This is a genomic window from Niabella sp. CPT15-335-S11, from assembly GCF_058792415.1.
In genome coordinates this window covers 1,208,254-1,222,947 of record NZ_JBYTEI010000001.1, presented here as the reverse complement: position 1 = coordinate 1,222,947, position 14,694 = coordinate 1,208,254, and the positions used below count along the sequence as shown (strand labels likewise).

The 14,694-nt window shown below is 46.5% G+C and carries 12 protein-coding genes; 3 read left to right on the top strand and 9 right to left on the bottom strand.

Annotated features, from left to right (window positions below; all coding sequences use genetic code 11):
* Nucleotides 1–26: 26 nt before the first annotated feature.
* From AC3WS5_RS04865 to rhaT, 6 genes are all read right to left on the bottom strand, one after another.
* Nucleotides 27–1,025 (bottom strand): homoserine kinase, encoded by a 999-nt coding sequence (locus AC3WS5_RS04865; protein WP_492466128.1) that lies wholly within the window; start codon nucleotides 1,023–1,025, stop codon nucleotides 27–29.
* A gap of 16 nt (nucleotides 1,026–1,041) precedes the next feature.
* Entirely contained in the window at nucleotides 1,042–3,495 is a 2,454-nt protein-coding gene (gene thrA, locus AC3WS5_RS04860; protein ID WP_492466127.1) for a bifunctional aspartate kinase/homoserine dehydrogenase I, read from the bottom strand.
* A 418-nt stretch (nucleotides 3,496–3,913) separates the two neighbouring features.
* Nucleotides 3,914–5,245: an FGGY-family carbohydrate kinase gene (locus AC3WS5_RS04855; protein WP_492466468.1), complete on the bottom strand. Its 1,332-nt coding sequence runs from the start codon at nucleotides 5,243–5,245 to the stop codon at nucleotides 3,914–3,916.
* A gap of 185 nt (nucleotides 5,246–5,430) precedes the next feature.
* Nucleotides 5,431–6,705, bottom strand: a complete 1,275-nt coding sequence (locus AC3WS5_RS04850) for a sugar isomerase (RefSeq protein ID WP_492466126.1) — start codon at nucleotides 6,703–6,705, stop codon at nucleotides 5,431–5,433.
* A gap of 44 nt (nucleotides 6,706–6,749) precedes the next feature.
* Nucleotides 6,750–7,577, bottom strand: a complete 828-nt coding sequence (locus AC3WS5_RS04845; protein WP_492466125.1) for a hypothetical protein — start codon at nucleotides 7,575–7,577, stop codon at nucleotides 6,750–6,752.
* A 252-nt stretch (nucleotides 7,578–7,829) separates the two neighbouring features.
* Entirely contained in the window at nucleotides 7,830–8,912 is a 1,083-nt protein-coding gene (gene rhaT, locus AC3WS5_RS04840) for an L-rhamnose/proton symporter RhaT (protein ID WP_492466124.1), read from the bottom strand.
* Nucleotides 8,913–9,059: 147 nt separating this feature from the next.
* Here rhaT and AC3WS5_RS04835 point away from each other — a divergent pair, with 147 nt between their 5' ends.
* The gene (locus tag AC3WS5_RS04835) at nucleotides 9,060–10,082 is read left to right on the top strand and encodes a GntR family transcriptional regulator (RefSeq protein WP_492466123.1); all 1,023 of its coding nucleotides are present in this window, start codon (nucleotides 9,060–9,062) and stop codon (nucleotides 10,080–10,082) included.
* Between the two features lie 135 nt (nucleotides 10,083–10,217).
* Here AC3WS5_RS04835 and trxA read toward each other — a convergent pair whose 3' ends face one another.
* A complete protein-coding gene (trxA, locus tag AC3WS5_RS04830) occupies nucleotides 10,218–10,538 on the bottom strand; it encodes a thioredoxin (protein ID WP_492466122.1) in 321 nt (106 codons plus the stop codon).
* A gap of 137 nt (nucleotides 10,539–10,675) precedes the next feature.
* A complete protein-coding gene (locus AC3WS5_RS04825; protein WP_492466121.1) occupies nucleotides 10,676–12,058 on the bottom strand; it encodes a nucleoside permease in 1,383 nt (460 codons plus the stop codon).
* A gap of 253 nt (nucleotides 12,059–12,311) precedes the next feature.
* Here AC3WS5_RS04825 and mqnE point away from each other — a divergent pair, with 253 nt between their 5' ends.
* The gene (gene mqnE, locus AC3WS5_RS04820) at nucleotides 12,312–13,457 is read left to right on the top strand and encodes an aminofutalosine synthase MqnE (RefSeq protein WP_492466120.1); all 1,146 of its coding nucleotides are present in this window, start codon (nucleotides 12,312–12,314) and stop codon (nucleotides 13,455–13,457) included.
* Nucleotides 13,458–13,550: 93 nt separating this feature from the next.
* On the top strand, nucleotides 13,551–13,982 hold the full coding sequence (locus tag AC3WS5_RS04815; RefSeq protein ID WP_492466119.1) for a CBS domain-containing protein: 432 nt from the start codon (nucleotides 13,551–13,553) through the stop codon (nucleotides 13,980–13,982).
* 26 nt (nucleotides 13,983–14,008) lie between these two features.
* On the opposite strand, the gene AC3WS5_RS04810 is transcribed toward AC3WS5_RS04815, so the two are convergent.
* On the bottom strand, nucleotides 14,009–14,668 hold the full coding sequence (locus AC3WS5_RS04810) for an alpha/beta hydrolase (RefSeq protein ID WP_492466118.1): 660 nt from the start codon (nucleotides 14,666–14,668) through the stop codon (nucleotides 14,009–14,011).
* Between the last annotated feature and the right edge of the window lie 26 nt (nucleotides 14,669–14,694).

The window sequence follows — 14,694 nt, the reverse complement described above, 5'->3', positions numbered from 1 at the left end:
AATATTAATATTATTGAAATATATAATTATGCTATGCTTTCCACACCATGCTTGCTGATCGTGGTGAGGTAGATATAATGTTCAACGCCGATCCTGCTATAAATACGCTGCATGATGTCCCCAATGGCAGCGGCGGTCTCCCGGTTGGTACTGAGCATAAAAATCGAAGGGCCGGAACCTGAAATACCCCCACCCAATGCGCCGGCTTCTTTACACTTTTTCTTTATTTCGTCAAAACCGGGGATCAATATACTCCGGACCGGTTCAATGATCACGTCTTCCAGCGAACGGCCTATCAACGCCGTATCGCCACTCATGAACCCGGCCACTAACCCCGCGATATTTCCCCATTGACGGATCGCGTCTTTCAGGTAGACCTGCTGGCGCAATATCTGCCGCGCATCCGAGGTGCGGACTTCGATCTGTGGGTGGACAACGGTTACGAACAAATCGGGTGCCGGAATCGGAATAATATCCAGGGGACGGATCGACCGGATCAGGGTCACACCACCCAGAATGCAGGGGGTGATATTATCAGCATGTTTGACACCAGATGCGAGTTTTTCTCCCAGCATCGCCAATTGAATGACCTCATCGTTTGAAAAAATATTGCCTAATAACTTGTTAGCGCCCATAGCAGCCCCTGCGGCACTGGCGGCACTGGAACCCAGGCCACTGCCGGGCTTAATTCTCTTTTCCATAATCAGCTCGATCCCCTGGCTGACCCCTGCTTTTTCAAGCGCAGCTAATAAAACAACGCCAGCCACGTTCTTTTCCGGTTCTGCAGGCAGGTTATAACTGTCAAGACTCCGGATGCTGACACCCGGCCTGCTGGTCAGCCTGAACTCCATGATATCGAAGGGTTCATTCAGGGCAAGGCCCAGGATGTCAAAACCACAAACCAGGTTGGCAATAGTCCCCGGACAACGCAACCTGACCGTCTCCGGACTCTTTCCAAACTCACGTGCCTCCGCCCGATTTGAAGCAGATGCCCCTGATGAAAGCTTATTAATCTTTATATCCATATGATCTTTTTGAATTTCAGGAAGCTGCCCGCACAATATCAGCAAACACACCTCCCGCGGTCACATCCGCACCCGCACCCGCGCCTTTGATGACCAGTGGATTGTCGGCATAACGCTTGGTATAAAACAGCACGATATTGTCTTTCCCGTACAAATGATAAAAATTGTGCTCAGGCGGAATATGCTGCAGACCCACTGTTGCTTTGCCATTGTTAAATGTAGCCACAAATTTAAGCTTAGCATTATTCGCCTTTGCATCGTCCAGTAGTTTCCGGAAATGTGATTCGTGTTCGGCCATACAGTCATAAAATTCCGCTACGGTGCCTTGCATGCAGGCTTCCGGCATAAATGATTTATTTGAAATATCCTCCATTTCCAGCATGTTTCCTGCTTCACGGGCAAGAATCAAAATCTTTCTCATCACATCCGTACCGCCCAGATCCAACCTTGGATCGGGTTCGGTATAACCCTCCTCCTGTGCCTGACGGACAACATCAGCAAATTTCCGGTTCCCGTCATAATGATTGAAGACAAAATTTAGCGTGCCGGATAAGACGGCTTCTATTTTTGTGACTTCATCACCGCTGCGGATCAGGTCGTTCAGCGTACCGATGACTGGCAAAGCCGCACCTACATTCGTCTCATAAAGAAACCTGCAGTTGAATTCACGGGCTGTTTCTTTCAGGTGTTTATAGTTTTCAAACGCGGATGAAGCGGCTATTTTATTACAGGCCACCACAGAAATACTTTTTTGCAGCAGCCGCTCGTAGAGGTCTGCGACCTGCTTGTTGGCCGTCACATCTACAAAAATTGTATTCCGGAGATTACTTGCGATGGCTTCGTTTACAAAACCCGTTAATGCTGCGTCCTGCCCCTTGGCCAGTTCTTCTTTCCAGTCCCCCAACTTCACTCCGCTGGAATTAAAGATCATTTTCCTGGAATTACTCAACCCGATCAGGTTAATGTTCAGTCTCAGGTGTTCATGAAGAATCGCAACCTGCTTATGAAGCTGATCCAGCAGTTTGGAACCCACATTCCCGGTACCTATGATAAACAGATTGATCTGGCGGTAGGTTGTTTCGAAAAATTCTTCATGCAATACATTCACCGCTTTTTGGACGTCTTTGGTAGAAATGACGGCGCTGATATTTTTCTCGGAAGACCCCTGTGCTATCGCACGCACATTGATGCCATTCCGGCCAAGGGCCCCAAACATTCTGCCGCTTACTCCTGAGTGACTCTTCATGCTTTCACCCACCAGGGCAATAATGGAATGCCCGGGCTCCACTTTCAGCGGATCCAGTTTTCCTGTGAGAATTTCACTTTCAAATGCCTTGTCCACGCTGCTTTTGGCCACTTCAGCAAACTTGCTGTCCACTGCTACGCAGATCGAATGTTCAGATGAACTTTGGGTAATGAGAATTACGTTGATCCGCTCCTGGCTAAGCGCTTCGAAGAGTCGTTTTGAAAACCCGGGGATCCCCACCATTCCACCGCCTTCGAGGCTGAGTAAAGTGATATTGTTGATACTTGAAATACCCCGAACCATGTCGGCATCTCCCGCTGCCACTTTCCTGGGATTGGCTGTTATTAGCGTACCATATTCGTCGGGCGCATAAGTGTTCCTGATCCATACTGGAATTCCTTTTTTCATGACGGGCTGGAGCGTTGGAGGATAGATGACCTTAGCCCCAAAATGTGAAAGCTCCATAGCCTCGCCATATGATATATGATGGATGACCCTTGCATGGGGAATGAGCCTGGGATCCGCTGTCATCAATCCGCTGACATCTTTCCAAATTTCCAGCAGACTGGCATTGGTTGCCGCGGCAATGATTGAAGCCGTATAATCTGACCCACCCCTGCCCAGGGTGGTCGTTACACCTGATGCATTCGACGCAATATAACCGGGTATCACATACAGATTGCCCGGATCGTTTTTGAAATAATCCCGGATCCTCCCGTTGGTGGTCTCATAATCCACTGCGGCCTGCGTATAATGACTGTCCGTGATGATGAGCTCTCTCGCGTCTTTCCAAACCGGTTCCAGACCGTCTATCGCCAGGCGGGCTTCGAGAATATGGGATGAAAGCCATTCCCCAAAACCAGCCATCCGGTCCAGGTTGCGGGGTGTTACTTCGCGCAACAGGAATATACCGTTGCAAATATCTTCCATATCATTGACGGTCTTTTTTACCAGGCTCAAAAGCTGGCTTTGCTGCGCAACAGGCATAAGCAGCCTGACCACCTCAAAGTGGCGCAACTCGATCTCTTTCAGGCTGGCTTTATAAGTTTCATCGCCGGCAGCAGCCTCTTCTGCACACTGCAGCAATTGGTCAGTGATGCCTTCCAGGGCAGATACCACCACCACCGTTCTGTCGTTTTCTTTTGCTTTGGCGATGATACCAGAGACATGAATAATCAGATTGGCATTTGCAATGGAGCTTCCGCCAAATTTTAAGATCTGCATGAAAAAATTCTTGAAAATGAATGAATGTTGATTGGAACGTCAGCGTAGCGTAGGCTTACTGCTGAATACAGGGGCGTGGCCCAATTGGATGATATGCAAAAGTACAACCCTTAACGGGTCGTGGTGGTCGTGGTAGCAGTAACTCCGGTGACTAAAACGGAAGAATTGATATTTTGAAAATTACACGCCATTCAGGTAGATATGTTTGCAAAGTAAGGCAGTTTTTTTGAAAACTGTAAAATAATTTTTACTGAATCCAAAACCTGCTACTGGTGGCAACACAATTGGGTCGCGATCAACAAGAGAAAGTATCAGGCGATTCACTACTTTTCAAAACTTCAATGGTTCGTCCAAAATCACTATAAAACCCTCCGTCCAGTGAACCTTCTCAGCCAGGTGCCAATAGAGAAAATTAGCTTTAAATTCCCGGCAAATACCTTTTCAGCGTCAGCAAGCTGTTCGGGATCGGCTTTCTGTTCCAGGACCCGTGGATAGACAAGGCAGCTCCAAGCGCAGAAGCCTGAGAAACCGATGATGCAAAGACTTCGAAATCTGCAAATGCAAGTGCCATGAGATTCATATAGATCTCGTTCCTCGCAAATCCGCCATCGACATAAATCTGCCTTACAACCTGTCGCTCAGGGTTGCCCTGGAGAACCAACTTTGTGGACCTCACCTGATCACGGACCAATTTATAAACCAGGTGATGATAAGCCGTTTCATAATCCGGAAGCTCATCCGGCGCCGGATGGGCGTATTCGGGCCATTCAAAATTCAGTTCAGGCAGCAGGTCGGCATTGAAACGAACAGTCCTATAATAATCCAGGGGTTTTTCAAAAGTTACTGCAAGGTGTCTAATCGCCTGCTCGTGTTCATAACCGGCGAAAAGGCGGGAAGCCTTTACAGGCGTGCCCTTGTAGCTCATATAGCAGAGACAGTCCTGCTTTAGTTCATCCTCCGTGAGCGGACTGGTATTAAACGGATTCATGGATATACACCAGGTCCCGGTAGAGATCAGCACAAAAGATTCCGGTATACTTTTTATATACGGGATAAACGCGGCAGAGCTATCATGCAGCCCCACTCCGATCTTCAGAACTTTCCCATGATACTCAGTTTCCACATATTTATCAGACCCAAGGATTGGCGCCAGTTTCTGGTTGATCGACTCTGCAGACACCCAGTGATGATAGCCATTCTTTTGAAAGTCCCACAAAGCGGTGTGACAGCCAATACTAGTAATATCTGAAAAATACTGCCCATGAAACAAAAACGCCAGGTATTGGGGAAGATGCAGGCTGGTTTTTGTTTTTTCGAAAACAGCAGGATACTCTTTTTTCAACCAATACAACTGAAGGCCGGAATTCAGCATGCCCAAAGCAGGCGATGCCGTTTCCAATGCTACGGTTTCCTTGCTCCCGAAATGGCTGTAGAAACTTTTTTCTACCGGTTCGGGAAAGGGTTTGAGATAATTGTACAGTGGAGCAACCGGCTCCCCGCTTTCGTTCAAATGCACAAAACTTGCACCATACGTAGAGAAATTAAGTGCACGTATATCGTACCTTTCATCGTGCAGCGCGTCGTCCAGGGTTTGTCGCACCCATTGGGTCAAACCATCCAGATCATCGCATTGGAAACCTTCATTATCAGAAATTTCTTCAGGTTTTTGGGAGGACTCCATCACGATCCGGTAATCTTCATCAAACAGGAAGAATTTTTTGTTGGTCTTACCCACATCGAATATAGCTATTACAGGAATCAGTTTCTGTTAGTTTTAATACATTAAAATATTCATTAATTTATCAAGTGAGGATTGAGGCACGGTGCCTAACCTATAAGCGGGCAGCTACAAAGGTACCGTAGCCTGACGCCTGGATTGGCCCTTGCATCCTGAAACGACAAGATGACTGATTGGCAAAGAACGTAAATTTTTATTTACAGGCCGGTAGCGACTGACTTTTCTCCCCTTTCACTGATCAATTGTTTTCGAACGCCAGCTTCGCGGTACAGCGTCAATGGATGCAGCGCTGCTCCTGCCCTCAACCTGGCTTCCGCCAGGAGTGGGCGAAGGTCCGTACGGAACGCATGCTGCATGATTTCCTGGGCTGCCGCCACATCGTTTTGCACCTGTGCTTCTGACAGTGCCTTTTCATCGACCAGCAGGGCCTGCGCATAGGCCAGTTTGATGGCTTCCACGCTTTGCAGCAGGTCCTCCAGCGGGTCCTTGACATTGTGACTGGCATCGATCATCCAGCCCAGGCCGGTGGCATGGTTCATTCCCCGGGCATCCATTCCTTCTACCAGTTCTTTGAAGATCAGAAATAACTGGTATGGCTTCACACTTCCTACGGTGAGGTCGTCGTCGCCATATTTGCTGTCGTTAAAATGAAATCCGCCCAGCTTTTTTTCGTTCAGCAGTAATGCTACAATCTGCTCGATATTTGCATTGGGCAGATGATGCCCAAGATCGACCAGTGTATAGGCCTTATCACCCAATTTGTTTGCGTAGAGGAGCGATTGTCCCCAGTCACCCACTGCCATCGAGTAGAAATTAGGTTCAAAAGCTTTGTACTCCACAAACATTTTCCAATTGTCAGGGAGGCCGGCATATACCGCTTGCAGGCTTTCGAGGGTGTTGTTGAATGCATTTCTGAAGTTCAATTGGCCCGGGAAGCAACTGCCATCTGCCAGCCATACGGTCAACGACGTGGATCCCAGCTCCTCGCCATACCTGATCACCTCGAGGTTATGGTCGATAGCCTGCTGCCGGACTGCTTTATCCGTATGCTGCATCGAACCAAACTTGTAACTGAGGGGCTGTCCTTTCTGATCCTGAAAGGTATTCGAGTTCATGGCGTCGAATGTGATGTCATATTGCCTGGCTAACTCCCGGGTGGCTTTCGGATCTGAAGGAATATCCCAGGGAATATGAAGGGAAATGGCCCCGCTGCTCCGGTTGAGTTGATGCAAAAGACCGATGTCCTCCATTTTTTCTTCCAGGGTCCCGGGTTCGCCACCGCCACTGAATCTTCCAAAACGGGTACCTCCGCTGCCCAGCGCCCAGGACGGGATAGCGATCTGGAAGTCTGTCAGCTTCCGGATAATCTCTCCGGTCCGGTCAATGCTTCCGGTAATAAAATCTATCTGCTTCTTATGAGCAGCCAGGTACTTCCCGTTATGTTCTTCAATTTGTGTTTTAGTTAATCGCATCAGTATTTTGTTATTATTGTTACGTAGTTATCTCATCCATCCACCTAAAGATCCAAACCTTCCAGCCACAGGCCTGTAATCATCCAGAAGCCCGATTCTTCCAGTGTGAACTGTACCCTAAAAATGTTATTGTACCTGAAAATCTGCTGATCGGCACGCGCCACCGCCTGGAACCTGCCACTGATCATACATTCATCTCCGTTGATGGCGCCTTCTTCTATTTCGCAGTTCTTCAGCGTGATGGTAGTAAACCGGGATTTAAAATGGTGGATCTTTTTCGTTAGAATCTCCGGGGTCATATTCACCCCGTTGAATCTAAAGTACATGCTGCTGATATTCCACCCCTCTGATATTTCGTCTTTACTGAATATTTCTGCCAGGATCTCATCCCTTGCGATCGTTCCATTTTCGAAAACCGGATCGGGGTAAAAATCATCATAAACATACCCGACGATCATTCCGGGAATATTAATATCCTCCGTTTCAAGTTCGAAGAGTTCTTCCGTTACAAAACGATAAAGTTCACGGATCGTGATCCTGGGATTGTAGACAGAAAAATGAACGCCGTTGGCTGCCAGGTATTCCTGTAGTTTAAAATAAGCATCTCCAATGCTGTCATCGCTCATCAGCGCCGCTTCTGGAAATTGCTGCGGGCGCCCGATCTTATCATAAAGCCGTATCGTTTTCCGCTGGTCAAACTGCTTTTCAAATTCGATAATTTTTTTCAGGAACATATTCTCAATATTGGGCGACAGATCTGCTTGTTCAACATTAAAAGTTACCATTCCCCGTTCCAGCGCGAGTTTCATTTTAAGAAACTGGTTCTCAGCTCTTAGCTTCTCATTACCTTTAAGATTTCCATATTCGCCCATATCTTAATATTTTAATCCTAAAGATAGTGATTTCAAGCATTGGCGTTTATGCAAAAAATGGGGTTGACCGATTAGACAATCATCAACCCACTTGTTGCTTGCTATAAAGAAAATAACTTATATACTCCTTTAAGGTATCCGAATAGAGAACGCCGGACCGAACTTCCCGGTTAACAGGCACATCACAAATCTCAAACCCATCAAAGAACTAATTATCACCAAATGATGACCTTCTTATATTATTTTCCGGCCCTATTTCAATGAGTTGCCCCATCCAACCAGCAGAACGGAGACCAGTATCACAATGATCCCCAGCACCACAGTTACCATTGTTCGGCGGCTTACACCCTTCCATTCCCGGAGTACCAGTCCCCAAAGATTGGCAACCAGGATAATGAAGGCCATATGCAGGATCCAGGAACTGGGACCGTTTCCCAGGCGGCTTTCACCCATCCCATAAAAGAAAAACTGCAAAAACCAGGTGGTCCCTGCAAGGGCAGAAAATATAATATTTGATAAAATGGGGGTTTTCCTATTCACATAATCCCCAAAGGTCTTGTTGCGGTAATTAAGAATTAAACACCAGATCAGGTTGGTGGTGAGTCCACCCCATAAAATAATAATATAAGAAACATTGTTCTGAAACAGAAATTCTCCCTTGCCCGGATTAGCGGCTTTCCACAATTCATTGGCCACCTCTGCCATGGGTTTGGCCGCTTCAATACCAAAATTAAAACAGGCACTGAGAACACCTGAAATAATGGCCACCAGTAATCCCAATCCGAATTTATATTCGTCGGTACCGGACAGATGATCATGTTGCTTGTTCGCCAGCTCCTTTTCTTTCCTCATCCCGGCCCTCCCGGAAATAATGATGCCCACAATGCAGACCAACAGGCCAAGAAGCACAATTCTCCCCCACAAGGTCCCGGTAAGCATGCCGATTGTATCCTTGCCGGCCGTGACGTCGAACTGGTAATAAATAGCTGGAATCAGCGCCCCAAAAACCATACAAAGGCCCAGGATAATGCTGCTTCCAAGTGAAACCCCCAAATATCTCACACCCAAGCCGTAAGTAAGGCCGCCTGCGCCCCAAAGCACGCCAAAAAGATAAGAGAACCCAAGGGTGGAAGCGCTTGCCTGGCTGATGATTGCTCCAAAATTCGGGATCGTCAGCCAAGCCGCCAGCGGAGGCACTATAAGCCAGGAAAACAGACCGCCTACCAGCCAATAGGATTCCCAGGCCCACCCCTTTACTCTTTTGAAAGGAATATAAAAACTCCCCGAAGCAAACCCACCGATAAAGTGAAAAATGACACCAAAAATCGCATTCATAGCCAAGTATTAAAACCGATCAAGCAATTCAATCCGTTCCCGAAAGTAGCAGAAAGTCCCGAGTAAACTGTCATGTACTGTCATGACTCAGATCCGACAGACCCGTTTGTGAATTAATATTTAAGTTTGCTGTACAAACGGCGCATATTGGACCCCCTACACTACATATCCTTTGATCCCTATTCTGCCACTCCCAAATACCTGCAACTGGCCAACAGCATTACCCGGGCCATCCAGGAAAAGGTTTTGACAGAGAATATCATATTGCCATCCATCAATGAACTGAGTTTTCAGTTTGAGATTTCCAGGGATACCGCAGAAAAAGGATACAAATATTTGAAAAACAAGGGTATCCTGGGTTCGGTACCCGGGAAAGGTTACTACATAAAACAGACGAGTCTGGAGCAGGAATATCAAATACTGCTACTATTCAACAAACTCAGCCCGCATAAGAAAACGATCTACGATGCATTTGTCACGGCGCTGGGAAATGCAGGATCGGTAGATCTGTATATTTACAACAATGACTTTCACCTGTTTAAAAAAATCCTTCAGAACGCGGGTACGCATTACACCCATTATGTCATCCTGCCTCATTTCAAAACAAACCGCGAGAAGGCATACCAGTTGATTGACGGAATCCCGAAGGACAAACTGATCATGATGGATCACCTGGTTGAAGACATCGAAGGGAATTTCGGGGCGGTCTATGAAGATTTTGAAAAAGATATTTTCCATTCAATGGAAAAGGCGCTGAATCTACTATCCAAATATTCGTTCCTTAAACTCATTATTCCGCGTTATAACTACTACCCAGAGAGCATTACAGAAGGATTTCAACTCTTCTGCAAACAGTACAACTTCCGCCACAAAGTCATTAATTCTATCCTGGACGAACCTATCACCGGGGGCCAGGTTTATGTGGTCGTTACAGATGAAGACCTGGTACAACTGGTTGAAAAAATATTATGTACGCGGCTGAAAGTAGGCAAGGATATCGGTATCATTTCATACAATGAAAACCCACTCAAGAAGGTTGTTCTGAATGGTATTACGACCATTTCAACTGATTTTTCACTGATGGGAAAAGAAACTGCTGAAATGATCCTGCACCGCAGACATGATCGGATCAGGATCCCATTTCAGTTGTTTGTCAGGAACTCACTTTAGCCGGAGACCTTTTCTTCGGGCAATCATTGAGTCTGCAAAACTCCCGATGATCAGGAAAAACACCCAGGGAACCACAGAAAACAAAACTCCCCGCCTTTTAGGGCAGGGAGCTCACAAATACATATCGGGACCTCTTTAGTTCAGGTGCGATTCGATCTTCTTGACGAAATTTCCCTTTGGCTGTGCGCCGACCAGCTTATCCACAACCTGCCCATTCTTAATGAAAAGAACAGAAGGAATAGAAGTAATCCCGTAATTCATAGAAACCTGGGGATTCACATCTACGTTTACCTTACCAATATTCACTTTGCCCTCATACTCTTTGGAAAGCTCTTCGATAACCGGCCCAATGGCGCGGCACGGACCACACCACTCTGCCCAAAAATCAATCACAGTCAGCTTATCGGAATTGATTACTTCCGTCTGAAAGTTTGCATCATTAAATTCTTTTGCCATTTGTTTGTTTTTATATTTATTTAATCCAGATTCTGCGGGAAACCTGCAAAATTAAAGCCCAAACTAATAACACGCAATACTGTCAGAATGTTGTGTAGAAATTGTCAATACCCCTGCCAGGATACCGCTTACTAGCGTTAGTGTGAGAATTCCATGGCCACTGACCCCATCGTGTGCTTGTGCCGGAACAATATGGCAAAAAGGATTGCCACTACCAGAGCATAACCGGCGAAAACAAACCAGATACCTGGCCAGTCTTTAATGAAAACCGGGCTGGAAAGACTGCCATCAGTCATAACAGAGGTATTAAACTGATCCCTCAGAATCGAAAGAAAAACCGGATCTCCGGCTTCCGTACCCAGATATCCGGCCAGCCCGGAAGCGCCGGTGAACGATCTTGTAAAAAACCGGTCGATCATCCACCCCGAGACCAGGCTGCCAAAAATCGCACCAAAGCCATTGGTCATCATCATAAACAGACCCTGCGCCGATGACCTCGTGCCGGGCACGGTATTGGTTTCGATAAACAGCGATCCCGAAATATTGAAAAAATCAAAAGCCATCCCATACACGACGCAGGACAACAGGATCATCCACAGTCCCGCCCCCGGATCTCCCAGGCCAAAAAACCCAAAACGGAGTACCCAGGCAAACATCGATATCAGCATCACTTTTTTAATGCCAAACCGCTTTAGAAAAAAAGGAATCACCAGGATAAACAAAGTCTCTGAGATCTGCGAAATAGACATGATCAGGGTGGAATACCTGATCACGAAAGAATTCAAATAGCGCGGAAAATGTTTGAACTCATCCAGGAACACATCGCCGTAGGCATTTGTCAACTGCAAAGCACCCCCCAGGAACATAGAAAAAATAAAGAATACTGCAATCTTATAATTCGCAAAAAGTTTGAACGCATCCAGACCCAAAAGACGAACCAAACCGGGATTTTTCTCCAAACGCTTTTCAGGCGGGCATTTTGGCAAAGTAAACGCGTAAAGGCCCAACAGAAGAGCAACCGTGCCGGCAATATAAAACTGATTAGCATTGCCTTTGCTCCCGCTCAGGTTTGTAACCCACATAGCTGCTATAAATCCAATAGTACCCCAGACGCGGATTGGCGGGAACTCTCTGATCACGTCCCTTCCCTCCCGTTTCAATATCGCATAGGATATCGAGTTGGCCAGCGCGATCGTCGGCATGTAAAATGCCATCGCTGCCAGCATCACCCAAAAAAAAATGCCAGGGTTATTGACCTGCGGAATGTAAATCAATACCAACCCATAAAAAATCTGAAGCAGGCCGTACAATCGTTCTGCACGCATCCACTTGTCCGCAATAATTCCTGTAAGGGTTGGCATCACAATAGAAGCGAAACCCATCGTGCTGAAAACCGCGCCAAACTGGGTTCCATCCCAGTGCTTGTTGCCAAACCAATAGTTTCCCAGCGTAATTAGCCAGGCTCCCCAGACAAAAAACTGGAAAAAACTCAGGATAGTCAATCGGAATTTAAAATTCATAAAGCACTTTTCGGTTTTTAGATGACAAAAACAAGGGAAAAACTGTGGCCTCCAAAGCCCCCTCCCAAAAAACGCCGCAGCAGCAGGCTTTATACCCCCTATTCATCTAAATAATATACAAGCGTTGAAGGTACACTGAATTATTTTTCCGGAATACAATTATTTTCCATGACGCGCACAGCTATCCTCCTATTGCCGGAACCCTCGCACAAAACGCCGAAATCAGGTTATATTTGCAGAAATTTCTATAAAGATGGCTGATGTTTTAACGAACGGCATTTTCAGGTCCCAGGATAGCAGACTACAGGAAATTGCCTCCAAAGTATATGAGGGTCAAAGGATTAGTGATGAAGATGGATTGGTTTTATTTGAAAAAGGAAGTCTCGGATTTACAGGTACGCTTGCCAATTACATCCGGGAAAAATTGCATGGCGATATTACCTATTTCAACAGGAATTTCCATATTGAACCCACGAATGCATGCGTTTTCAGTTGTAATTTCTGCAGCTACAGCAGGCTCTATGCTCATCGCGAGGAAGCCTGGGAACTTTCAGTGGATCAAATGATGGATATCGTTAGGAGCTACGACAACCAACCGGTGACTGAAGTGCATATCGTAGGCGGCGTGCATCCCAAAATGAACCTGGAATATTTTGCTGATTTTCTGAGGAAGATCAAAGCGCACCGTCCCGACCTGCATATCAAAGGTTTTACCGCGGTGGAACTGGACTACATGTTCCGCAAGGCAGGAAAATCAGTGGAGGAAGGACTACAGTACATGAAGGATGCTGGTCTGGAAAGTCTCCCTGGCGGAGGAGCCGAGATCTTTGACCATGAGATCAGGCAGCAGATCTGTGCGGACAAAGTGGGTGCCGAAGGCTGGCTTAAAATTCATGAAACTGCCCACCGGCTGGGTATGCAGACCAACGCCACCATGCTGTACGGCCATGTTGAAAAATTTGAACACCGGATTGATCATATGCGGCGTCTGCGCGAGCTTCAGGACAACACAGGCGGCTTCAACACTTTCATTCCCCTCAAATTCAGGAACGAAAACAATGATATGAGCCATGTGCCGGAAAGCAGCCTGACCGAAGACATGCGCATGTATGCCATTGCCAGGATCTATATGGATAATTTCCCGCACCTGAAAGCCTACTGGCCCATGCTTGGCCGCAATAATGCCCAGTTATCGATGTCATTTGGTGTTAACGATATCGACGGAACCATTGACGACACGACTAAAATATATTCAATGGCCGGCGCCGAGGAGCAATCTCCGTCTATGACTACGGAAGAACTGGTGGCACTGATCAGACAGGCTAAACGCAGACCAGTGGAGAGAGGTACATTATATAACGTTATCAGAGACTACAGCGACACCGAAATATCTGCGTAACCGGGAGCGGTTTTACACCAGACGCCAAAGAGGAGAATTATTTTTATTTTAAGATTTTTTTTGATAAATTAGCTTCCTCTAATCAGATCTACTATGAGTAAAGTTTCCTCCATCCTGGCCAGGAAAGGGTCCAGAACTTTCAGTATCCCCATTGGTACCACTGTGTACAGAGCGCTTGAGCTTATGGCAGAAAATAATATTGGATCGCTGGTCATACTTGACGGCGGAAAATATGTGGGTATTATGACGGAACGGGATTATTCAAGAAAAGTAATCCTGAAGGGCAAACATTCCAGCGATACCACGGTTGATGAAATTATGTCCACCGACCTGCCGAGTATTACGCCTAACGAAACGGTTGAGCAGTGTATGGCCATTATGAGTGACAAGAATATCCGCTACCTTCCGGTATTTGATAACGATCAGCTTGCAGGTATCATTTCCATGAGCGATGTTGTTACAGAAACTATTCTGCAACAAAAAGAAACGATCACCCATCTGAAAAGTTACATGTACGGGCAATGACCTGACCGTGGCTACATTACAAGACTTTACCTTTCAAGGCCGGCCAGCACTCCACTGATCAGGCCGCTGATTTCATCTGCCCTGTTCCAGATCATCATATGTGTCCCTCCATGGATACGATGGGTAGGCTTCACATACCTTATGGGGAAGATCCGGTCTTTGTCGCCGTGAATATGTACAATATCCGCGGGATATTCGGTGTTCTGCCAGTTCACAATCTGATCAAATGACCAATTGATATAATTCAGTTTAGCCGTTCTGCGGTAGCCATTCACAAACTGTTTTTCATCGCTGGTGTGGGCGCCCAGGCGGCGGTTTGCTAACGCATACAAGGTATCCCATTGCGGGATCTTTCTGACGGGAAACAGCCGGTTTAATTTTAGAAATCCTGCAAGCCTTACGCTCAACGGCAGTTCTGATCTGGTTTTTACACTGGAGATCAGGATCGTTTTTTTTACATCCCTGATCTTTGCCAATTCGATAGCAATCATCCCGCCGAACGACAAACCGATAATTACCGGACTGGGATCGTTAATTGGTTCGGCCATTCTCTGTGCATAGGATGAAAGAGGCTCGTGGGGCGCCGGGTCCAGCCAGTTGATCGGTTGCAAATCAACGCCGCTTATCTTCAGATTAGAGAATATCTTACCATCTATCCCAAAACCGGGAATACAATAGACATTCATACGAGGATAAAATTTTGAAGGAGGCC